The sequence below is a fragment of the Microbacterium sp. 10L49 genome (genome assembly GCF_056395125.1).
In genome coordinates, this window is record NZ_JBFTIW010000004.1 from 233,114 (window position 1) to 255,270 (window position 22,157).

General features: G+C 71.1%; 19 protein-coding genes. 7 read left to right on the forward strand and 12 right to left on the reverse strand.

The window, feature by feature from the left end; genetic code table 11:
- Positions 1–2: 2 nt before the first annotated feature.
- Positions 3–950 carry a DNA-3-methyladenine glycosylase family protein gene (locus AC1DCT_RS14170; protein ID WP_441975633.1) on the reverse strand — a complete coding sequence of 316 codons (948 nt, stop codon included), beginning with the start codon at positions 948–950 and terminating at the stop codon, positions 3–5.
- A 103-nt stretch (positions 951–1,053) separates the two neighbouring features.
- Positions 1,054–1,776 carry a winged helix-turn-helix domain-containing protein gene (locus AC1DCT_RS14175; RefSeq protein ID WP_440734855.1) on the reverse strand — a complete coding sequence of 241 codons (723 nt, stop codon included), beginning with the start codon at positions 1,774–1,776 and terminating at the stop codon, positions 1,054–1,056.
- 329 nt (positions 1,777–2,105) lie between these two features.
- Between AC1DCT_RS14175 and AC1DCT_RS14180 the strand changes: the two genes are divergently transcribed.
- From AC1DCT_RS14180 to AC1DCT_RS14190, 3 genes are all read left to right on the forward strand, one after another.
- Positions 2,106–2,414, forward strand: coding sequence for a GNAT family N-acetyltransferase (locus AC1DCT_RS14180; protein ID WP_477429950.1), 309 nt, complete (start codon positions 2,106–2,108; stop codon positions 2,412–2,414).
- A gap of 131 nt (positions 2,415–2,545) precedes the next feature.
- Positions 2,546–3,718 carry an exonuclease SbcCD subunit D gene (locus tag AC1DCT_RS14185; protein ID WP_477429952.1) on the forward strand — a complete coding sequence of 391 codons (1,173 nt, stop codon included), beginning with the start codon at positions 2,546–2,548 and terminating at the stop codon, positions 3,716–3,718.
- Entirely contained in the window at positions 3,718–6,723 is a 3,006-nt protein-coding gene (locus AC1DCT_RS14190; RefSeq protein ID WP_477429954.1) for an AAA family ATPase, read from the forward strand. Before AC1DCT_RS14185 ends, AC1DCT_RS14190 begins: the two co-directional genes overlap by 1 nt.
- 39 nt (positions 6,724–6,762) lie before the next feature.
- Here the strand turns inward: AC1DCT_RS14190 and AC1DCT_RS14195 are convergent, their stop codons facing one another.
- The 4 genes from AC1DCT_RS14195 to AC1DCT_RS14210 all read right to left on the reverse strand — a co-directional run bounded on the left by AC1DCT_RS14195 (position 6,763) and on the right by AC1DCT_RS14210 (position 11,464).
- Positions 6,763–7,917, reverse strand: a complete 1,155-nt coding sequence (locus tag AC1DCT_RS14195; protein WP_477429955.1) for a thiolase family protein — start codon at positions 7,915–7,917, stop codon at positions 6,763–6,765.
- A 52-nt stretch (positions 7,918–7,969) separates the two neighbouring features.
- On the reverse strand, positions 7,970–9,790 hold the full coding sequence (gene glmS / locus AC1DCT_RS14200) for a glutamine--fructose-6-phosphate transaminase (isomerizing) (protein ID WP_477429957.1): 1,821 nt from the start codon (positions 9,788–9,790) through the stop codon (positions 7,970–7,972).
- Positions 9,791–9,863: 73 nt separating this feature from the next.
- The gene (locus tag AC1DCT_RS14205) at positions 9,864–10,124 is read right to left on the reverse strand and encodes a hypothetical protein (RefSeq protein ID WP_477429959.1); all 261 of its coding nucleotides are present in this window, start codon (positions 10,122–10,124) and stop codon (positions 9,864–9,866) included.
- Between the two features lie 167 nt (positions 10,125–10,291).
- Positions 10,292–11,464, reverse strand: coding sequence for an acyl-CoA dehydrogenase family protein (locus AC1DCT_RS14210; protein WP_477429960.1), 1,173 nt, complete (start codon positions 11,462–11,464; stop codon positions 10,292–10,294).
- Between the two features lie 88 nt (positions 11,465–11,552).
- Between AC1DCT_RS14210 and AC1DCT_RS14215 the strand changes: the two genes are divergently transcribed.
- Positions 11,553–12,131 (forward strand): TetR/AcrR family transcriptional regulator, encoded by a 579-nt coding sequence (locus AC1DCT_RS14215; protein ID WP_440734863.1) that lies wholly within the window; start codon positions 11,553–11,555, stop codon positions 12,129–12,131.
- Between the two features lie 16 nt (positions 12,132–12,147).
- On the opposite strand, the gene AC1DCT_RS14220 is transcribed toward AC1DCT_RS14215, so the two are convergent.
- Positions 12,148–12,756: a TetR/AcrR family transcriptional regulator gene (locus AC1DCT_RS14220; protein ID WP_440734864.1), complete on the reverse strand. Its 609-nt coding sequence runs from the start codon at positions 12,754–12,756 to the stop codon at positions 12,148–12,150.
- Positions 12,757–12,924: 168 nt separating this feature from the next.
- On the opposite strand from AC1DCT_RS14220, the gene AC1DCT_RS14225 reads away from it, so the two are divergent.
- Complete coding sequence (locus tag AC1DCT_RS14225; RefSeq protein WP_477230410.1) at positions 12,925–14,397, forward strand: APC family permease; 1,473 nt, start codon at positions 12,925–12,927, stop codon at positions 14,395–14,397.
- Positions 14,394–15,548 carry a DmpA family aminopeptidase gene (locus AC1DCT_RS14230; RefSeq protein ID WP_477429962.1) on the forward strand — a complete coding sequence of 385 codons (1,155 nt, stop codon included), beginning with the start codon at positions 14,394–14,396 and terminating at the stop codon, positions 15,546–15,548. The genes AC1DCT_RS14225 and AC1DCT_RS14230 overlap by 4 nt, the downstream gene beginning before the upstream one ends.
- A gap of 44 nt (positions 15,549–15,592) precedes the next feature.
- Here the strand turns inward: AC1DCT_RS14230 and AC1DCT_RS14235 are convergent, their stop codons facing one another.
- From AC1DCT_RS14235 to AC1DCT_RS14255, 5 genes are all read right to left on the reverse strand, one after another.
- Entirely contained in the window at positions 15,593–16,408 is an 816-nt protein-coding gene (locus AC1DCT_RS14235) for an HpcH/HpaI aldolase/citrate lyase family protein (protein WP_477230408.1), read from the reverse strand.
- Positions 16,405–16,890, reverse strand: coding sequence for a MaoC family dehydratase (locus AC1DCT_RS14240; protein WP_441975643.1), 486 nt, complete (start codon positions 16,888–16,890; stop codon positions 16,405–16,407). Before AC1DCT_RS14240 ends, AC1DCT_RS14235 begins: the two co-directional genes overlap by 4 nt.
- A complete protein-coding gene (locus AC1DCT_RS14245) occupies positions 16,887–18,950 on the reverse strand; it encodes an ATP-binding protein (RefSeq protein WP_477429964.1) in 2,064 nt (687 codons plus the stop codon). The genes AC1DCT_RS14240 and AC1DCT_RS14245 overlap by 4 nt, the downstream gene beginning before the upstream one ends.
- A 5-nt stretch (positions 18,951–18,955) precedes the next feature.
- Positions 18,956–20,560, reverse strand: coding sequence for a carboxyl transferase domain-containing protein (locus AC1DCT_RS14250; RefSeq protein WP_477429966.1), 1,605 nt, complete (start codon positions 20,558–20,560; stop codon positions 18,956–18,958).
- A gap of 100 nt (positions 20,561–20,660) precedes the next feature.
- On the reverse strand, positions 20,661–21,218 hold the full coding sequence (locus AC1DCT_RS14255; protein ID WP_477230404.1) for a phosphorylase family protein: 558 nt from the start codon (positions 21,216–21,218) through the stop codon (positions 20,661–20,663).
- A gap of 94 nt (positions 21,219–21,312) precedes the next feature.
- Between AC1DCT_RS14255 and nadE the strand changes: the two genes are divergently transcribed.
- Positions 21,313–22,131 carry an ammonia-dependent NAD(+) synthetase gene (gene nadE / locus AC1DCT_RS14260; protein WP_477429968.1) on the forward strand — a complete coding sequence of 273 codons (819 nt, stop codon included), beginning with the start codon at positions 21,313–21,315 and terminating at the stop codon, positions 22,129–22,131.
- Positions 22,132–22,157: the final 26 nt, after the last annotated feature.

The window sequence follows — 22,157 nt, forward strand, 5'->3', positions numbered from 1 at the left end:
GCTCACCGCTTCCGGTGGTCCTCCGGGGCCAGGCGCGGGCCGCGTCGGGGCTCCAGGGCGCCGCTCATCCGGATGAGTCGCACCACGCGCTGGCGATGCCCCGCCCAGGGTTCGAGGAGCTCGAGCATGCCCGCATCGTCGGTGCGGTGGCCGGTGAGGGCGAAGCCGACCTCGTGCGGGAGGTGGTAGTCGCCGACGCTCACCGCGTCGGGGTCGCCGAGGGCGCGGATCCGTGTTTCTGCGGCCGTCCACAATCCGACGCCCGGAAGGCTCGTGAGTGCCCTGTCGCGCGTGGCGCCGTCTGCGGCCGCATGCACCGCGCGCTCTATCGCGATGGCGCGCTCGGCCGCACGGACGATCGTGCGGGACTGCGGCGGCTCGACGCCGGCGCGGTGCCACGCCCACGACGGGATGCGACGCCAGACGGTGGCATCGGGGGCGACGGACATCGGGCGCGGGGCGGGGCCGGGAGCGGCGTCGCCGAAGCGCGTGACGAGCGAGCGCCAGGCGCCGTACGCCTGCAGGCCGGTGACCTTCTGCTCGAGCACGACGCCGGCGAGGGCGTCGAAGACCGCACCCGTGCGTGTCAGGCGAACGCCGGGGTGTCGCTGTGCGGTCGCCGCGAGCAGTGGGTGGGAGGACGGGTCGAACCCGTCGGGGTCGTCGTGCGCGCCGCAGAGCGCGGGAACGAGGTCGAGGGCGGCATCGGCGCCGGGGCCCCAGGCGCTCGCCCGCACCTCACCCGACCCCGTGCGCAGCGCGAGCGTCGCGATGCCGGCGTCGGTGCGCAGCGCGAGCCAGAGCACCGCGCCGTCGTGCGCGACCGTGGGGTCGCGCGGCCCGCGGCCCAGGATGCCGACCGTGGCGTGCAGATCGAGCGGTCGCCCCGGCCGATACGCACTCTCGCGCATCGGCCACGCGCGTGGCGCGGGATCCGCGGCGAGGGTCATGGGAACACCCTAGATCCGTCCGCCGACAGCGGGATTCAGGATCCGATTCACACGGATCCGATTCACACGGATCCGATTCACACGGCGCGAACCGGAGAAGCGCTCAGAACCGGTCGGGGGAGGGCGTGCCGACTCCGTAGCGGATGACGACGTCGGCGTGGCGGTCGAAGCGGTAGCCGACGCCGCGCACGGTGCGCACGATGTCCTCGTAGCGGCCGAGCTTGGCGCGCAGGCGCCGCACGTGCACATCGATCGTGCGCTCGCCGGGGGCCTCCTCGTCGGAGGTCTGCCACAGGGCGCCCACGAGCTCGCTGCGCTCGATGGTAGAACCCTCGCGCAGCACGAGGTACTGCAGCAGCTCGAACTCCTTGTACGTGAACGCGGCGGAGTCGCCGTCGATCAGCACGCGCTTGCGGGAGATGTCGACCACGACACCGCCGCCGTCCTCCGGCTCGCGCTCCTCGGCCTCGGCCTTGGAACGGGCGATCGCGCCGGGCTCGTGCAGGGCGAGGCGCACGACGTCGAGGTCGCGGCCGCCGGTCCCCTGCGGGGCGAGGGCGACGGTGGCGTGGGTCTCGGCGTCGGGGGCGAGCTCGGCGAGCGTGCGGCGCAGGGCGTCGACGAGCAGCGGCAGGCTCACGCCGTTCGTGGCGGCCTTGAGCTCGTCGATGCCGACGTAGAGGGCGAAGCCGCGGGGCGACCGGGCCGGCGGCGCGTCGACGGCAGGAGCCGGCGCATCGATCTGAGTGCGCGGCACGGCGTGCAGACGGGGCGCGGCGACGGGGGAGACGGTGACGGGACGCTCGAGGAGGGCGGTGTTCGACATGATGATGGGTCCTTGAAAGGAGGGAGTCGGTCGACGACTCGGAGGGTGTTGCGAATGACCGGCGAGCCGGAGAGATCGAGCACGCGGATGGGTGCTCGGAGACTCAGCTCGCGAAGATCACGACGAGCGAGTCAGACGGAGTGCTGTGGCTTCAGCGACACATTCGGCAACACATACCAACGCAACCGGGCATCATCATCCCGGTCGTCCCGTTCGCCTCCTGGGCGGACAAGGGGCGTGCGTTGGTGGTCATGGGCCCGATTATTACCGACGGTGACCTCCCGTGTCAAAACGGACCCGGTCGAACAATTCGGGCGTAGCGTGAAATCGTGGTGAATTCTGCAGGCCCGGATCGATTCGTACTCACTCGCGAAGTCGATGCGTCGCGCTACACGCTGACGCGCGACGGCGTCCTGGTGAGTGTGCTCGACTATCACGACGACGGACGCACGATGGCGCTGACGAGGGCCTTCACCATCCCGTCTTTCCGCGGATCCGGCTACGCCGCCAAGGTCGTGGCGGGCGCCGTCGACGACATCGCGACGCGAGGGGATCGGCGTATCGACGCGGTCTGCTGGTACGTCGCCGACTGGTTCGACGCGCACCCCGAGCGGGCCGGCCTGCTGCGCGTGCGCTGAGCCTTATCGTCGCGCGCGCCGAGTGTGACGTTCTGTTACACGCAGCGAGGACAGTTCGCCGGGTGGCGCTCCGGCCGCCTCTCCGGCACGCCTCGACGGCAATGTCGGACACCGTCCGTAGCGTTGAGGGCATGAAGATCCTGCACACCTCGGACTGGCACATCGGCCGGACCTTCCACGGGCACTCCACCCTGGAAGCGCTCGCCGAGGTGCTCGCCGCCCTGGTCGTGCAGGTGCAGGAGAACGGCGTCGACGTGGTCGTCGTCGCCGGCGACGTGTTCGACTCCGCCGCCCCGGCCGCTCCCGCCTACACGCTGCTCACCGACACCCTCGTCGCGCTGCACGCGACGGGTGCCCGCGTGATCGTCACGAGCGGCAACCACGACTCGGCGGCCCGGCTGGGCTTCCAGGCACGTCTGCTGCGCGAGGGGATCCACGTCGTCACGGATCCGCGCAGCATCGGCGAGCCGATCACGATCGAAGACGCCGACGGTCCGGTCCATTTCTTCGGGATTCCCTACCTCGAGCCCGCCATCGTGCGGCAGCATGCCGTGTTCTCCGGCGACGCCGAGGGGCGCCCGCTGCGCACCCAGGCGCAGACGCTTGCGCACGCCATGGGGCTCGTCCGGGCCGGGATGGCCGAGCATCCGGGGCGCGCCGTCGTGATCGCGCACTGCTTCACCGCCGGCGTCGACGCGACGGTCGGTCTCGAGCGCGAGATCCGGCAGGGCGGCATCGACATGGTGCCGGTGTCCGTGTTCGACGGCGCCGACTACGTCGCGCTCGGGCACATCCATGGGCGTCAGGCGCTCACCGAGCGCGTGCGCTACGCGGGTGCGCCCCTGCACTACAGCTTCGGCGAGCAGCACAAGCCCCGCGGATCCTGGCTCATCGACCTGGCGGCCGACGGCACGGTCGATGCGCAGTGGCTGGAGCTGCCCGTGCCGCGCCGGCTCGTGACCCTGACCGGGCCCCTGGACGAGATCCTCTCGGCCGAGAACGTCGCAGCGCACCACGACGACTGGGTGTGCGCGGTCTACACCGATGATCTGCCGCAGACCGAGCCGATGCGGCGCCTGCGCGAGAAGTACCCGTTCTGCGCACTCGTGCAGCACGAGCCCGCGCGCACGTCTGCGGTCGAGGAGCGTTCCTACAGCGAGCGGCTGCGCACCGCCGCGACCGACGAGGAGCGCATCGACGCTTTCCTCGAGCATGTGCGGGACGGCGCGGGGGCGACCGCACGCGAGCAGGAGCTGATCCGTGAAGTGCTCGACGACCGCGCGCTGGCGGAAGCCCTCGTCTAGTGCAGCTGCATCGACTCGAGATCGAGGGGTTCGGCCCGTTCCTGCGGCGGCAGACGATCGACTTCGACGCATTCGCCGACGACGGCGTCTTCCTCATCGGCGGTCGCACCGGCGCGGGCAAGTCGAGCATCCTCGATGCCGTGTGCTTCGGGCTCTACGGCAACGTGCCGCGCTACGAGGGCGGCGAGAAGCGCCTGCGCAGTGACCACTGCGAGCCCGCGGATCCGACCGAGGTGGTCGTCGAGTTCAGCACCGTCGCCGGCCGATTCAGGGTCACGCGATCGCCCGAGTATCAGCGCCCGGCGAAGCGCGGCGGCGGGCTGACCAAGCAGGCGTCCGCCGTGGCGCTGGACGAGCTCGTCGGCGGGAACTGGATCGGCCGGGCTGCGCGGGAGGTCGACGTCGCGCACGAGCTGGATGAGATCCTGCAGCTGAACCTGCAGCAGTTCCTGCAGGTGATCCTGCTCGCGCAGGGGCGCTTCGCACGATTCCTGCTCGCGGACAGCAGGGAGCGCCAATCTCTGCTGCGCCGGCTCTTCGGCACCGGCCGGTTCGAGGACTACCAGGCCCGCTTCGACGAGCGCCGCCGCGCGTCGGAGCAGGCGCTGGGCGCGGGACGCGCGACCGTGGTGGCCCGCGTCGAGCAGGCCGAGCAGCTCGTCGCCGAGAACGACCTGCACGGCGCCGGCGCCGGTGCCGAGACGGTGCCGGCCGACGCCGACGCCTCGGTCGACGCACGTCTCGACGCGCTGCACCGGGCAGGAGCGCGGGCGGACTACCGCTCCGAGCAGCGCCGCCAGGAACGCGACCTGGCCGAGGCTGCGCATCGCACCGCGACCACCGCGCTCGCCGCGGCGCGAGAGGAACGCCAGGCGCAGACGGAGCGGGATCGCGCGCGCGCCGCGCTCGCCGCGCTCGACGCCGAAGCCCCCCGGATCGCCGCCGATCGGCGCACCCTGGACGATGCCAGGGCCGCTGAAGCCCTCCGGCATGTGCTGAGCACGGCGGAGCGCGCCGCGGGCGCCGCCACCGCTGCGGCCTCGGTGGCCGCCGAGGCCGCAGCGGCATGGCGAGGGATCGCCGCGGGCGATGATCAGGCGCCGGACGGATCCTCCGCGGAAGCACTGCGGACGTGGGCATCCGACCTCACCCGGGCCAGCGGCGCCTGGCAGCAGGCTGCCGCGACCGAGGGGCAGCTCGCCGGCCATGAGGCGGCGGTGAAGACCGCCCTGAGCGAGCAGGCGGCCGCGGCAGCGGACCGCGCGATCCACGAATCGGAGCGCGCCGCTCTGCCTGCCGCGATCGATGCCCTGACCGCGGAGCGCGACGATCTGCGCCGACGAGCCGATCGTGCCGCGGACCTCGAGACCGCCGTGGCATCGGCGGCGGTGCGGCTCGAGGGCGCCAGGGACGCTGCGGCACGCACCCAGGAGCGGAGTGCGGTCGAGCGGACGGTCGCCGACCGCGAGCAGGAGGCTGCAGCCGCCTTCGCGCGTGCTGCGGATCTGCGCCGCCGCCGCGACGCGGGGATGGCCGGTGAGCTCGCCGAGGCCCTGATTCCGGGCGAGGCCTGCAGTGTGTGCGGATCCACCGAGCACCCGGCGCCGGCCGCGCATGCGGATCCGGTCTCGGCGGACGATGTGGCCGAGGCCACGGACGCGCGGGAGCGCGCCACCGAGCTCGTGCGCGCGGCCACGAAGGCACTGGCTGCGCTGGCTGCCGAGCTGGCTGCCGCGGCCGTACGCGCCGACGGGCGCACGGTCGAGACCGCCGAGGCGGAACTCGTCGCTGCGCGCGCGGAGCAGGACGCCGCTTCGGCCGCGCAGACGGCGGCCGCGGAGGCGGAGCAGCGCCTCGCCGAGCTGCGGGGCAAGGGCGTCCGTCTCGACGCGACGATCGCCGATCTGTCCGCCCGTCACGCCGAGGCGAGCGAGCGCGTGGTGCTCGCGCGGCAGGTTCTCGCCACGGCGCAGGAGTCCGTTGCCCAGGCGCGTGGTGCGTTCGACAGCGTCGCCGCGCGGATCGACGATGCGGCGGTCCGGATCTCCGCCGCGAATGCGCTCGCCACGGCGCTGGACGAGAGTGAGGCCCGCGCCGAGTCCGCAGCTGCCGCGCTCGCAGAGCAGCAGGAGGCGCTGACCGCGTCGCCGTTCGACGATGCGACCGCGGCCGGAGCCGCGCTGCGCAGCCCGGCCGATCAGGTCGGGCTCGAGGAGCGGATCGCCGCACATGCCGCGGAGCGCACCAAGGAACGTGCGATCCTCCTCGATCTCGAACTGCGCACCCTCCCTGACGAGCCGATCGACCTCGCTCCCCACGAATCCGCCGAATCCACCGCGCGCATCGCGTGGACGGCCGCCGTCGACGCCGCCAGCCGGGCCGACGCGATCGCCGCTCAACTCCGAGCCCTCCTCGAGACGGCGGCGGCCGAGCATTCCCGCGGTGCGGCGGCCGCCGCGGACCACGAGGTGCTGCAACAGCTCGCCGATGCCGTGGCCGGCCGTGGGGCGAACACCTATCGGATGAACCTCGAGACCTTCGTGCTCGCGGCCGAGCTCGAGGAGATCGTCGCCGCGGCGAATCTGCGCCTCGCGGACATGTCATCGGGCCGCTACCAGCTGCAGCACAGCGACGCCAGGGCCGCACGCGGGGCCGCCTCCGGTCTCGGGATCGTCGTGTTCGATGCGTTCACCGGCCAGACTCGGCCCGCGCAGTCGCTCTCCGGCGGGGAGACGTTCCTCGGCTCGCTCGCGCTCGCGCTCGGCCTCGCCGAAGTCGTCACCGCTCGTGCCGGCGGCATCCAGCTCGACACCCTGTTCATCGACGAGGGCTTCGGATCCCTCGACGGCGAGACGCTCGACGTGGCGATGCGCACTCTGGACGAACTGCGCGCAGGTGGCCGCACGGTCGGCGTCATCAGTCACGTCGAGGCGATGAAGGAGCAGATCCCCGCCCAGATCACGGTCCGCGCGACCCCCGACGGCCCGAGCGTGATCGAGCCCTGACGGGCGGGCGTGTGTCCGAATCGTGGAAGCCGAGCGCCGTCAGATCAGTTCGTACACCGTCGCGTTCGCCATGCCGCCGCCCTCGCACATCGTCTGCAGGCCGTAGCGGATCCCCTTCTGCTGCATGTGGTGCAGCAGGGTCGTGGCCAGGCGTGCGCCCGATCCGCCCAGCGGATGCCCCAGGGCGATCGCCCCTCCGCGCGGGTTGACGAGGTCGGGATCCGCGCCGGTCTCGGCGAGCCAGGCGAGCACGACCGGGGCGAAGGCCTCGTTGACCTCGAAGGCGCCGATGTCGGCGATGTCGAGGCCGGCGCGCTTCAGCACCTTCGCCGTGGCCGGGATGGGACCTGTGAGCATGAGGATCGGATCCGAGCCCACGACCGCGACGCTGTGCACGCGCGCGATCGGGGTGAGCCCGAGCTCCGCCGCCCGCGCGCTCGTCATCATGAGCACGGCGGCCGCGCCGTCGGAGATCTGGGAGGCGCTGCCGGCCGTCACCACACCGCCGGAGAGGAACGGCGTCGGCAGGGTCGCCAGGCGTTCGACGGTCGAGTCGGGCCGGATCCCCTGATCAGTGGTCACGACACCTGCGGCGGTGGGGACGGGAACGATCTCATCGGCGAACAAGCCGGAAGCGGTCGCGGACGCGGCGCGCTGATGCGAGCGCACCGCGAACTCGTCCAGCTCGGTGCGGGTCAGGCCCCACTTCTGCGCGATGAGCTCGGCGCCGACGCCCTGGTTGCCCAGATCCGGGAAACGCTCGTGCATGAGCGGGCCGTAGGGATCCGCGCCGGCGACGCTGGAGAACATCGGCACGCGCGACATGACCTCGACCCCGCCCGCCACCACGATGTCCGCGTAGCCCGCGATGATCGCCGCGGCGGCGCTCTGAATCGCCTGCTGCGACGAGCCGCACTGCCGGTCGATGGTCATCCCCGGCACATGCTCGGGCAGCCCCGCGGCGAGAGCGGCGTTGCGGCCCACGTTGAACGACTGCTCGCCCACCTGCGACACGCACCCCCACAGCACATCGTCGACGAGGGCGGGATCCACACCGGTGTCCGCCAGCACGGCCCGGATGGGATGCGTGGAGAGATCGACCGGGTGGACGCCGCTGAAGACGCCGCGTTCGGGCTTGCCGATGCCGACCGCCGTGCGGCGGGCGGCGACGATGACGGCGTCTCTGCTGCTCATGAAACCATTGTCTCTCTGCCGGGCAGGCCGGGCGCGTGCGGCGGTCCCGCGATCACTCCACGGTCACCGACTTCGCCAGGTTTCGGGGCTTGTCGACGTCGTGCCCGAGCCGGACCGCAGCGAAGTATGCGAGCAGCTGCGTCGGGATGGTCAGCAGGATCGGATCCAGCTCCGGCTCGTTCTTGGGCACGACGATCGTGCGGGCGTCGAGGTGCGCGAGATCGACTCCGGCATGGGTGATCGCGATGAGTGGCCCCTTGCGCGCGAGGATCTGCTCCGCGGCTCCGAGGTTGCGGTCGGTCAGCTCGTCCTCGGGGATGAGTGCGACCGTCGGCATGTCGGGGTCGATCAGTGCGAGAGGACCGTGCTTGAGCTCGCTCGTCTGGTAGGCCTCCGCGTGGATGTAGCTGATCTCCTTGAGCTTCTGCGCGCCCTCCCTCGCCACGGGGAACCCGCGCACGCGACCGATGTAGAACGCGCTCTTGGCCTTCGCGATGTCCTCGGCGACGTCCGCGATCGGATCCGCATTCTCGAGGATGTCCCGGATCTGCTCGGGGATGCGCTGCAGACCGCGCAGGATGCGCTGTCCGTCGGCGTGCGACAGGTCGTGCAGACGGCCCAGGTGCAGCGCCAGCAGGGCGAACGAGAGGGCCATGTTGGTGAGCGCCTTGGTGGAGGCGACGGAGATCTCCGGCCCCGCGTGCAGGTAGATCCCGCCGTCGACCGTGCGGGCGATCGTCGAGCCGACCACGTTGACGACGCCGATGACGCGGCCGCCCTTGCGCTTGATCTCCTCGACGGCGAAGGCGGTGTCGGCGGTCTCGCCGCTCTGGCTCACCGCGACGTACAGCGTGTCCGACTCGATGATGGGCTGGCGGTAGCGGAACTCGGATGCGGCTTCCGCGTCCGCGGGGATGCGCGCCAGGTCTTCGATGAGCTGCGCGCCGAGCTGGCCCACGTAGTAGGCGGATCCGCAGCCGAGGATCTTGATCCGCCGGAAGCCGCGGAGCTCCCGCGGATCCAGTCCGAGTCCGTCCAGGCGGGCAGTGGCGAACCGCTCGTCCAGCCGGCCGCGCAGGACCATCGCGGCGGCGTCGGGCTGCTCGTGGATCTCCTTGAGCATGTAGTGCTGGTAGCCGCTGAGCTCGAGGTCCTCCGCGGCGACGCTGATCTCGACGGGCTCCGAGCTGGTCGGGGTGTTGCCGCGGTCGAAGGTGCGGAAGCCGGTCGCGGTCACGGTCGCCAGCTCGCCGTCGTTCAGGTGCACGACCCGGTCGGTGTGCCGCACGAGCGCGGCCACGTCGCTGGCGACGAGCATCTCCTTGTCGCCGATGCCGATGATCAGGGGGGATCCGCTGCGCGCCAGGACGATCCGCTCGGGGTGCTGCTCATCGAGCACCGCGAGGGCGTAAGTGCCGGTGATCCGCCCGAGCGCGGAGAGCACGGCCTCCTCGAGGGTCGCCGCCTCCGACTGCGCGATGAGGTGCGCGATGACCTCGGTGTCGGTGTCGCTCGTGAGCGGGACGCCTGCCTCGGCCAACTGCGATCGGAGGGCGGCCGCGTTGTCGATGATCCCGTTGTGCACGACGCTGATCCGGCCGTCCTGGCTGCGTTGGGGGTGCGCGTTCTGCTCGATGGCGGGGCCGTGCGTCGCCCAGCGCGTGTGGCCGATCCCGACCGTGCCGGTCAGCCGCTTCGGCAGGGCGGCCTCGAGCTCGCGCACACGGCCCACGCGGCGGATCGCCGAGGTGCCCTTGCTGCCGAGGACGGCGACGCCGGCCGAGTCGTAGCCGCGGTACTCGAGGCGGGTGAGGCCTTCGACGAGGACGGGGGCGGCGGCCTGGTGGCCGATGTATCCGACGATTCCGCACATGGTGGGCTCCTCAGAGGTCGATGGTGGATGGAGATCCGTGGGGGATGAACGGGGCGGGCTGGGCGGGCGGTGCTCAGCCGTACACGATGCGGCGCAGCTGCCGCTCGGACAGGTCCGGGGCCGCGACGCGACGCCCCCGCAGCTCCGCGGCGATGAGGGCGAACGCCTCGGCGTTGCGCGTGCCGTAGAGCTGCAGTTCACTGTGGCGGCGCCGCACGAAGGCCTCGACCGGCTCGTCGTACCAGGCGAGCACGTCGTCGACGACCCGCGCGGCGACGCTCACCGGCAGACCGGTCGACGCCGAGATCCGGTGGATCAGGTCATCGTCGGTCATGACACGAGTATGCGGATCCGACTCGCCGAATGACAAGAATCTGCCCGAATTCGGGCAGATCTCGTCGGTTGTCGGGCCGATCCGCCCGACGCCTGTCAATTCGAAGCGCGCAAATGGCTGGATCTACCTCCGGATGCAGCCATCTGCGCGCTTCGAAACGAAAGTTCTCAGAGTCCGAGGCTGCGGGCGATCAGCATGAGCTGCACCTCGGTGGTGCCTTCGCCGACCTCGAGGATCTTCGAGTCGCGGTAGTGCCGGGCCACGCGGTACTCGTTCATGAAGCCGTTGCCGCCGAACACCTGGGTGGCGTCACGAGCATTGTCCATCGCCGCATCGCTCGCGGTGAGCTTGGCGATCGCCGCCTCCTGCTTGAACGGCTTGCCCGCGAGCATGAGCGCGGCCGCGTGGTAGTAGGCGCGACGGGCGACCTGGGCGCGCGCCTCCATGCGGGCGATCTTGAACGCGATGGCCTGATGCCCGCCGATGTGCGTGCCGAAGGCCTGACGCTCCTTCGCATAACGGACGGCGTCGTCGACGCAGCCCTGCGCGGCGCCGACCGCGAGGGCCGCGATCGCGATGCGTCCCTCATCCAGGATCCGCAGGAAGTTCGCGTAGCCGCGCCCGCGCTCGCCGAGCAGGTTGTCGGCGGGCACGCGCACGTCGTCGAACGACAGTCCGTGGGTGTCCGAGGCGTTCCAGCCGACCTTGTCGTACGGCGGCGCGACGGTGAAGCCCGGCGTGCCCGAGGGCACGATGATCGTCGAGATCTCCTTGCCCCGCTCGGTCTCGCCGGTCACGGCCGTGACGGTCACGAACGCGGTGATGTCGGTGCCGGAGTTGGTGATGAACTGCTTCGAGCCGTTGATCACCCATTCGTCTGCGCCTGAACCAGCGGTGTCGAGGCGCGCGGTGGTGCGGGTGCGGCCGGCGTCGCTGCCCGCGTCCGGCTCGGTGAGGCCGAAGCCCCCGAGAGTCGTGCCGGCGGCGAGCGAGGGCAGCCAGCGCTGTCTCTGCTCCTCGGTGCCGAAGCGGAAGATCGGCATGGCGCCGAGCGAGACGCCGGCCTCGAGGGTGATGGCGACGCTCTGATCGACCTTGGCGAGTTCCTCCAGCGCCAGGCAGAGCGCGAAGTAGTCGCCGCCCATGCCGCCGTACTCCTCGGGGAACGGCAGGCCGAACAGGCCCAGCCCGGCCATGCCGGCGACCACTTCGTAGGGGAAACTGTGCTCCCGGTCGTGCTGGGCGGAGACGGGAGCGACCACCTGCTCGGCGAAATCGCGGACGGTCGCGGACAGCTCGCGGTACTCCTCGGGGAGTTCGGACGGGATCGCCTCGGACACGCTGATCAGCTCCTCAGTGAACGATCGGTAACTGAAACAAATGTTAGCGCGCGTTCACTCGACTGTCCAGGATCGCTATCCTTACGGGATGACCACCGCGAGGGCGCAGGGGAAGGCACGGACGAGGCAGCTGTTCCTCGACGCCGCCGCCCGGCTCTTCGCCGACCGCGGGTTCCACGCGGTCTCGATCGGCGAGCTCGGCACCGCGGTCGGGGTCAGCGGGCCCGCTCTGTACCGGCATTTCCCGAGCAAGGAGGCGATGCTCGAGGAGATCCTGCTCGGCACCAGCGAGTTCCTGCTGCGCGGCGGATCCGAGATCGCCGGCGCACTGCACTCGTCCGATCGGGCACTGCTGGATGACCTGATCGACTTCCACCTCACGTTCGCCCTGGCGCACCGGGATGTGATCCGGGTGCAGGACCGCGAGCTCGGCACGCTGCCGAAGGCCGCGAACCGTCAGGTGCGCAAGCTGCAGCGCCAGTACCTCGACCTGTGGGCCGAGGTCGTCGGGCGCATCCGGCCCGAGCTCGAGAAGGCCGACCGCCAGGTGATGATGCACGCGGTGTTCGGGTTGCTGAACTCCACCGCGCACAACTCCGTCGCCGGATCCGTGCACGAGCGCGCGATCCTCGCGGCGGCCGCCCGGTGCGTTCTCGTCGGAGGGTGAGCCCCGCCGTTCAGGGTCACAGGGACAGCTCGGAGCAGCCGGTCACGATGCGGGCGTAGCCGAGGACGAGCTCGCGCGCGCGACGGGGGCTCGCCGAGCGGTTGCCGCTGATGATGTGCAGCTCGTAGGCGTCCTCGAGGGAGACGAAGTTCTGCGCGAGGTCGATGATGGGGCCGGCGAGTCGGAAGTGCCCTTGCGCGACGCCGAGCTGCAATGCGGCGAAGTACAGCGCGACCTGTCGGTCGTAAAGCGCCTGCAGCAATGGACCCATCGTGGCGCTGCCTCTGCGGAACAGGTCGATGTCGTGCATGGCGATGACGAGCGCGTCGTCCTCGCTCTTCGGGATGCCCGCGTCGATCATCGCGACGAGCTGCTCCCGCGCATCCGGGATGTCGGCGAGGGCCTGCAGGCGCGTCGTGTAGAACCGCTCGCACGCCCACGTGTAGACATCGTCGATGAGCTGATCGAGGTCGTTGAAGTGGTAGTGCACGGTGCCGGTCGACACCCCGGCCCGTTCGGCGACGTCCTGGACGCGCAGGTTCGCGATCCCGCGGTCGCGGATCGCATCGAGCGTCGCCAGGATCAGCTGGTCGCGACGCTCCGGCGTCTTCTTCGCGCTAGCCATGCGCCCATCCTCTCAGGGTGGGGAGTCGTCCCGCGGATCCGATCGAGATCCTCTCCGAATGTTACGAGTTTGATTCGTGAGTCAAAAGTTCGCGGCCAACCGTTGACTTAACAGGAATCCTACTTTTGACTGGGCAATCAAATAACCCATTCGAGGAAGGGCTCGACGATGAGCGACGGATTGCAGGAAGAGCTCGGCGAGGCGGCCGGCGCGCTGGGGGCGAAGGCTCCAGGGGTCGTGCCCGACGCGGGGAAGTACGAACAGCAGCTCTCCCGGGGGCTGACCTTCAAGGAGAACATCCTGATCACGCTCTCGGCGGTGACGCCCGCGTCGAGCGTGTTCATCATCGTGCCTGCGATCATCAACGGCATCGGCGGGGCGTCGGCCCTCGCCTTCCTGATCGGCGCTCTCGTCGGCGTCTTCGTCGCGCTCTGCTATGCCGAGCTGTCCAGCGCCTTCCCGATCACCGGCGGCGAGTACGCGTTCGTGGCGCGCACGCTCGGCAAGCCCTGGGGCTTCGGGCTGTTCCTGCTGAACCTGGTCAGCGGCGTGCTCATCATCGGCGTGATCGCTTCGGGGGCGGGCCAGTACCTCGGGGTGCTCTCGGAGGCTCTCGGGGGCGGGTGGGTCGGGATCGTGGTGATCCTGGTGACCACCGTGATCGCCTGCCTCGGGATCAGGACCAATGCGTGGGTCACCGGCGTCTTCCTGATCCTGGAGATCGGCGCGCTGGTGGTGCTCACAGTGGTGGGCTTCCTGCACGTGAGTCAGCCGATCTCCACGCTGTGGACGGTGGCCACGAGCGGGCCGGGAGGCGTGCTCGTGAGCGCCTCCGCCGGCCTCGTGGTCTCCTACACGGCGACCGCCCTGTTCGCCTTCAACGGCTACGGCGCCGCGGTGTACTACGCGGAGGAGACCAAGAACGCCCGCTCCACGATCGGTCGCGCGATCCTGTGGTCGCTGCTCATCGCCGTGGTCGCGGAGATCGTCCCCACGATCGCCGTGCTGCTGGGCTCGAAGGACCTCGCGGCCCTCGTCGCTTCTCCCTCGCCGATGACGCAGTTCCTCACCGAGCGTGCGGGGCCGGTCGTCAACACCCTGGTCAGCGTCGGGATCGCCGTCGCCGTGATCAACGCGGTGCTCGCGATCATCCTGCAGTTCGGCCGCACCCTGTTCTCCTCGGCACGCGACCGCTCCTGGCCCGACGCGATCAACCGCCCGCTGGGCCGGATCCATCCGACGCTGCGCACCCCGGTCATCGCGACGATCATCGTCGGCGTGATCGCCGCGCTCTGCCTGTGGCTGGTCCCATTCAACGTCCTGCTCGTCGCCACCAGCGCCGGGATTGTGATCCTCTACGCCTTGGTCGGTCTCGCCGCGTTCGTCGGCCGGATCAACCACACGACCGACGCCGCCGAGTACCGGATGCCGATGTGGCCGGTCGCGCCGATCCTGATGACGCTCGCAACCCTCGTGATCCTGGTGATGAGCCTGATCGCCGACTGGATCCCGGTCGCGGTCGCCGTCGGGATCTTCGCCCTCGGCATGCTCTACTACGCGCTCTACCTGCGCGGGAAGCCGGATCGCTGGACGCTGCCGCTGCCCGCGGACGAGGAGCTCGAGGACGAGGTGCGCGGATGAGCCGGGCACGCGCGCGGGATCTCGGGCTGGTGCGCGGGGGGATCCCTGGTGCGCACAATGCGATCACCGACGTGCCGGGCGTCGAAGTCGGGTACACCACTCTCATCGAGGACGGCGAGGCTCTCATCGAGGGCGGCGAGGCCGTCGTCGTCCGCACCGGCGTCACGGCGATCCTGCCGCGCGGCCGCGCCGGCGCCGGAACTCCTGTCGCAGCCGGAGTGCACTCGCTGAACGGCAACGGCGAGATGACCGGATCCGTGTGGATCGCGGAGTCGGGGAGCCTCGGCACCCCGGTTCTCATCACCAATACGCACTCCGTCGGAGCCGCGCATGAGGGCGCCATCCGCTGGATGCTCGACACGGTTCCGGGCGCGGCGGATCAATGGCTCCTGCCGGTCGTGGCGGAGACCTGGGACGGACGCCTGAACGACATCAACGGTCTGCATGTGCGGCCCCGGCACGCCGTCGCGGCGCTGGACGCCGCCCGGTCAGGGGTCGTCGACGAGGGAGCCGTCGGCGGAGGCACCGGCATGATCTGCTACGGATTCAAGGGTGGATCCGGGACGGCCTCGCGCCGGGTCGTGCTGGGAGATGCCGAGTACACGGTCGGCGTCTTCCTGCAGGCGAACTTCGGCGAGATGTCGGAGCTGACGGTGCGCGGGGAGCCGGTGGGTTCGGTGCTCAAGAACGAGGTGGCCGCGGAATCGGGCGACGTCGCATCGTCCGCGGCGGGATCGGCGACGCCGCCGCAGGGCGCCGGCAGCGTGATCGTGGTCGTGGCGACGGATGCGCCGCTGCTGCCCGGACAATGCACGGCGCTGGCGCGGAGAGTCTCTCTCGGCCTCGCGCGCACGGGGACCGCGGGATCGCATTTCTCGGGCGACATCTTCCTCGCCTTCTCGACGGCGAATCCGGGTGCGCTCGCCAGCCGCTTCCCGGCGGAGGGCGAGGAGGTCGTGCTGGACGAGGTGCGCGCCGTGCCCTGGGGGCGGATGGATCCGTTCTACACGGCGGTGGTCGAGGCGACGGAGGAGGCGGTGCTCAACGTTCTGGTCGCGGGGGAGGACATGGCCGGGCACCGGCAGAGCGTGCGAGGACTGCCGATCGAGCGGGTGCGCGAGCTGCTCGAGGAACGGGCGCTGACGAGATAGGGGCGAGGTCGGGGTCGACGGTGGGCGATGCTCGGGCGCGGCGATCAGCGCCCGAGGATCGCCCTGGCCTGCCGCAGTACGGGCTCGTCGACCATGCGGCCTTCGAACCGGAACACCCCCGGCTGTCCTTCTGCTTCGGCGAGCACGCGCTCGGCCCAGTCGCGCTCGGCCGGGGTGGCGGCATAGCCCTCGCGGATCACGGCGACCTGGCTCGGGTGGATGCACGCGGTGGCGTCGAAGCCGCTCGCCGCGGCATCGAGAACCTCGGCGCGCAGACCGTCGACGTCGGCGATGTCGAGGTGAACGGAGTCGATCGCGGCCTTCCCGAACGCCTTCGCGGCCAGCAGCACGCGAGAGCGCGCGAGGCGTGCGACGTCTCGATAGCGGCCCGCGTGGGCGCCCGCGGTGAACCGGCTCGAGCGTCCTCCCATGCTCGCGACGAGATCCTCCGCGCCCCACATGAGCCCGATCGTCGCGGGGTGCGCGGCGATCTCCTCGGCGTGGACGACACCGCGCGCGGTCTCGCACAGCGCCAGCACGCGGTGCCCCGCAGCATGCAGGGCGTCGAGGTCGGCGGCGGACTCGGCCTTGGCCAGCATCACCGTGCGGTACACGGTGCCGGCGAGGGCGGCGAGGTCGAGCGCGTGATCGGGGGTGTCCGCCGGGTTCACCCGCACGATCGTGCGCCGCGGATCCAGGCCCGCGGCGGCGAGGCGCACACGGGCGGCGGGCTTGTCCGCGGGGGCGACCGCGTCCTCCAGGTCGAGGATCACGGAGTCGGCGGCGGCGAGGGCCTTCGCGTACCGGTCGTCGCGGTCCGCGGGGCAGAACAGCAGTGCGGGGCCCTGCAGCGCGCTCATCGCGCGGCCTCCGCGGGAAGGCACTGCATGAGGGTGGACCGCGTTGCGAGGGCGACCACCGTGCCGTCCTGATTGCGCCCGGTGTGCGCGAACTGAACGACGCCCTGCCCGGGGCGCGACGACGACAGCCGCTTCGACACGATCAGCGTCTCGGCGTAGAGGGTGTCGCCGATGCGCACCGGCGCGGGGAAGGACACGTCGGAGAAGCCGAGGTTCGCGACGATCGTGCCCATCGTGAGCTGCGCGACGGAGAGCCCCACGAGCGTGGACAGGGTGAACATGCTGTTCACGAGCCGCTCGCCGAACTCGGTTCCGGCGCTCCACGCCGCGTCCAGATGGAGGGCCTGGGTGTTCATGGTCAAGGTCGTGAAGAGCACGTTGTCGGCCTCGGTCACGGTGCGCCCCGGGCGGTGCAGGTAGACCGCGCCCTCCTCGAACTCCTCGAAGTAGAGTCCCCGCTGCTCGATGCGCTTCCCCGTCATTCCGCGACCTCCTCGACATCGGTCCCCGAACCGGCACCCGGTTCGGTCCCTGAGCTTGCCGAAGGGTCCGGAGTGATCACGGCCAGGGTCTGCCCTCGGGCCACCGTGTCGCCTTGCGCGACGTGGACGGCGACCGTGCCCGCCACCCCGGCGCGCAGCACGTGCTCCATCTTCATCGCCTCGACCACGAGCACCGGATCGCCCTCCGCGACGTGCGCGCCGTCGGCGGCGTGCACGAGCACGACCGTCCCGGGCATGGGGGAGTCCAGATGCGGGCGGTTCTCCGCCGCCGTCGCACCCGCATGCGAGACCCGCTCCACGGCGACCTCGAACACTGCACCGCTGTGCGCGATGGCAACCCGGCCGGATTCGATCTCGAGCGCGGCGACCGTCCGCGTCATGCCATCGATCGTGATCGTGCGGTGCGAGGCTCCCTCGGCGCGCGAGGCGGCGGCCACCGGACCGGATCCGTCGACCTCGACCGACAGGCGGGATCCGGATCCCGTCACGCGCACTTCGGCGCGGTGCTCGCCGCAGACCAGTCGGTAGCGACGCGGGGCGGGAACGCCGAGGCGCCAGCCATCGCGGCGAGTCCACGGGCCGGACACCGTCGCGGCCTCGGAGCGCGGCGCGGCATCGAACAGCAGCGCCGCCTCGGCGAACACGCGTGCGCCGGCCTCGGCGAAGGCGAGATCGTCGAAGCGGCGGGCGATGAGGTCCGTGTCGAGGTCGCCGGCGACCACCTCGGGAAGCTCGAGCAGCGCCCGCACGAACTCCACGTTCGTCGGGAAGCCGAACACCGCTGTCCCGTCGAGCGCTCGCACCAGTCGGCGGCGGGCCTCGTCACGATCCGCGCCGTGCGCGATGATCTTCGCGAGCATCGGGTCGTAGTCGATCGAGACGTCCAGGCCGTCGGCGATCGCCGTGTCGACCCTGATCCCCTCGCCCTCGGGGTGGATCACGCGCCCCACACGGCCGCCCGTCGGTAGGAAGCCGGAGGCCGGATCCTCGGCGTACACGCGCGCCTCGATGCTGTGCCCCCGCAGCACGACATCCTCCTGCCCGAAACCGAGCGGAGCACCGGCGGCGATGAGCAGCTGCTGCTCCACGAGGTCGAGCCCGGTGACCTGCTCGGTCACGGGGTGCTCGACCTGCAGACGCGTGTTCATCTCCATGAAGAAGAACTCGTCCGGCTTCGCCGCCTCGACGATGAACTCCACGGTTCCGGCGCCGCGGTAGTCCACGCTCCGGGCGGTCTCGCACGCGGCCGCGCCGATCGCCGCGCGCGTGGACTCGTCGAGCAGCGGGGACGGAGCCTCCTCGATCACCTTCTGGTGCCGGCGCTGCAGCGAGCACTCGCGCTCGCCGAGGTGCACGACGTTGCCGTGTGCGTCGGCGAGGATCTGCACCTCGATGTGCCGCGGGGTGGCGAGGTAGCGCTCCAGGAACAGCGCGTCGTCGCCGAAGCTCGCGGCGGCCTCGCGCCGAGCGGCGGCGATCGCGTCGGCCAGGTGCGCCTCGTCCGTGACCACGTGCATGCCCTTGCCGCCGCCGCCCGCCGAGGGCTTGATCAGCAGCGGGTAGCCGATCCCTCCGGCGGCGGCGATGAGGTCGGCATCGGTGAGGCCGGGGCGTGCAACCCCCGGAACCGTGGGCACGTCGCGCTCCGCGACGGCCAGCTTGGCCGTGATCTTGTCGCCCATGGCGCGGATCGCGGCGGCGGTGGGGCCGATGAACACGATCCCGGCGTCGGCGCACGCCTGCGCGAAGGCGGCGTTCTCGGCGAGGAACCCGTAGCCGGGGTGGATCGCCTGCGCGCCGGTCGCCCTGGCGGCGTCCAGCACGGCGTCGATGTTCAGGTAGCTCTGCGCCGCGGGTGCGGGGCCGATCCGCACGGCGACGTCGGCGAGGGCGACGTGGCGGGAGCCCGCGTCGGCGTCGCTGTAGACGGCGACCGAGCGGATCCCCAGACGGCGCAGCGTCGCGATGACGCGGCAGGCGATCTCGCCGCGGTTGGCGATGAGGACGGTGTCGAACACGTAAGGCTCAGTGCGGTGCATCTCACTCACATCCGGAAGACGCCGTATTGCCGGCTTGCCGCTGCGCCGGCGGCCGGCTGGTCGGTCGAAGGGGCCCGCATCACGACGTCGAGCGCGAGGCCGAGCACATCCCGGGTCTGGCCGGGCTCGATGATCCCGTCGTCCCACAGTCGGGCGGTGGAGTAGTAGGGGCTGCCCTGCTCGTCATACGCCGCCCGGATCGGGGCCTGGAACTCGGCCTCCTCCTCGGCCGACCAGGATCCGCCCGCCGCCTCGATCTGATCGCGGCGCACGGTCGACAGCACCGACGCGGCCTGCGGTCCGCCCATGACCGAGACCCTGGCGCCCGGCCAGAGCCAGAGGAACCGCGGCGAGTACGCCCGTCCGCACATCGAGTAGGTTCCGGCGCCGAAGGATCCGCCTACGACGACGGTGAGCTTGGGCACCGTCGCGGTCGCGACCGCGTTCACCATCTTCGCGCCGTGCTTGGCGATGCCGTTCGCCTCGTACTCGCGACCGACCATGAAGCCGGTGATGTTCTGCAGGAACAGCAGCGGGGTGCGGCGCTGCTCGCAGAGCTGGATGAAGTGCGCGCCCTTGAGCGCCGACTCCCCGAACAGCACGCCGTTGTTGGCGATGATCCCGACCCGGTGGCCGTGGATGTGCGCGAACGCGGTCACCAGGGTGGTGCCGTACTCGGCCTTGAACTCGGTGAAGGCGCCGCCGTCGACGATGCCGCGGATGATCTCGCGCGCGTCATAGGGCACGGTCAGCTCGACCGGGACCACGTCGAGCAGGTCGACGACGGGGGGATCCGCGACCGCAGCGAGGGGATCCGGGAGCTGCGGCGACGGCGGCAGCGTCGCCACGATGTCCCGGACGATCTGCAGCGCATGCTCGTCGTTCTCCGCGAGGTGGTCGGCGACGCCCGAGACCCGGGTGTGCACCTCGCCGCCGCCGAGGTCCTCCGCGGTGACGACCTCGCCGGTCGCCGCCTTCACGAGCGGGGGGCCGCCGAGGAAGATCGTGCCCTGATTGCGCACGATCACCGTCTCGTCGCTCATCGCCGGCACGTACGCGCCGCCGGCCGTGCTCGACCCCATCACCGCGGCGATCTGGGGGATCCCGTCCCGCGACATCCTGGCCTGGTTGTAGAAGATGCGCCCGAAATGATCGCGATCGGGGAACACCTCGTCCTGCATCGGCAGGAAGGCGCCGCCCGAGTCGACGAGGTAGATGCAGGGCAGCCGGTTCTCCGCCGCGATCTCCTGCGCGCGCAGGTGTTTCTTCACGGTGATCGGATAGTAGGTGCCGCCCTTGACCGTGGCGTCGTTCGCGACGACCATGACGTGCCGCCCGTGCACGAGCCCGATCCCGGCGACCACGCCGCCCGAGGGGGCGTCACCGCCGTACAGACCGTAGCCGGCGAGCGGTGCGACCTCCAGGAACGGGCTGCCGGTGTCGAGCAGGTGATCGATCCGGTCCCGGGCGAGCAGCTTGCCGCGCTCGGTGTGGCGGAGGCGGCTCTTCTCCGGTCCGCCCAGGGCGGCTTCGGCGCGCCGGGCGCGCAGCTCGTCGACGAGCTCGCGGTAGGTCGGCGCACCGATGCTCGGCGCGGTTGATTCGGACACGGCACCCTCCGTTGGGCGACTTCGCAGCGGTCGTGGACTCGTGATTCAGATTAGCGAGCGTTAACTGAAATGTCCACGACCGGTCGACTGCGGTGCGTTCTCAGACTCCGTACTCGTCCCGGATCTGCTCGCGCAACTGCACGCTGCAGGCCGCGACGGTCTCGTCCCAGACGGTGGTGGCGCCGTCCTGAGCGGTGTCGGAGATCGCGCGCAGCACGCGGATCGGCACGTCGAACTGGTCGGCGACCCAGACGTAGGCGTAGGTCTCCATGTCGACGAGCACCCCGCCGAGGCCGCGGATCCGCTCGACCACGGCGACGTCATCGACGAAGCTGTCCCCGGTCGCGATGACGAGTCCGTCGCGGCCGGTCGCGACACGCGGCGGCAGCGAGACGTGCTGCCCGATCACGCCGTCGAGGTCCTGGACGTCGTGCTGGATCGCCGCGGTGATCTCGTACACGCCGCCGGGGAGATCCGGATCCACGCCTCCCGCCGTGCCGACGACCACGATCTCCTCGTAGGGGGCCGCGTCCAGCGCGCGGGTCAGGCCGTACGCGGCCTTGAGCTTGCCGGGGCCGGTCACGAGCCGGTCGAAGCCCGGAAGCTCCTCGGGGAAGGCCTGCAGTTCGGACGCGAGGGCGGCGACGAGGAGTCTCATGCCTCCATCCTCGCAGGCGCCGCCGGAGCCACGGTGGCGTTCACGCGCGCGAAACGTCGCCGTTGGATACTGGTTCCACGACCGAAGGAGAAGCATGACCCTGCAGCAGGACATCGCCACAGGCCTCGGGGTGCGCCCCGACATCGACCCCGCCGCGGAGATCGACCGCCGGGTCGGCTTCCTCGTCGACTACCTCCAGCACACGCGCGCCAAGGGTTATGTGCTCGGCATCTCGGGCGGACAGGACTCGACGCTCGCCGGGCGGCTCGCGCAGCTCGCCGTCGAGAAGGTGCGCGCCGAGGGCGGCGAGGCGACGTTCATCGCCGTGCGCCTGCCCTACCGGGTGCAGCACGACGCCGACGATGCGACCGCGGCGATGGCGTTCATCGCCGCGGACGAGGGGGTCGAGGTCAACATCGAGCACGGTGTCGACGGGCTCGAGAACGACCTCGAGGCGGCGGGCCTGGAGGACGTGGCGGACTTCCACCGCGGTAACATCAAGGCGCGTCTGCGCATGGTCACGCAGTACGCGATCGCCGGACAGCGCGGCATGCTCGTGATCGGCACGGATCACGCGGCGGAGGCGGTGACCGGCTTCTTCACCAAGTTCGGCGATGGAGCCTGCGACCTCACCCCGCTCGCCGGGCTCTCCAAGCGCCAGGGCAGGGCGCTGCTGCTGGCGCTCGGCGCGCCGGACCGCCTGGCATACAAGGTGCCCACGGCCGACCTGCTGGACGGCACGCCCGGCCGTGCCGACGAGGACGAGCTGGGCCTCACCTACGAGCAGATCGACGACTATCTGGAGGGGCGCGAGGTGGCGGCCGACGTGGCGCAGCGCATCGAGGCGCGCTACCTCGCGACCTCGCACAAGCGCCGCCAGCCGGTCACGCCCGACGACACCTGGTGGCGCTGACGCCGGCCCGTGATGTCGGGGGTCCC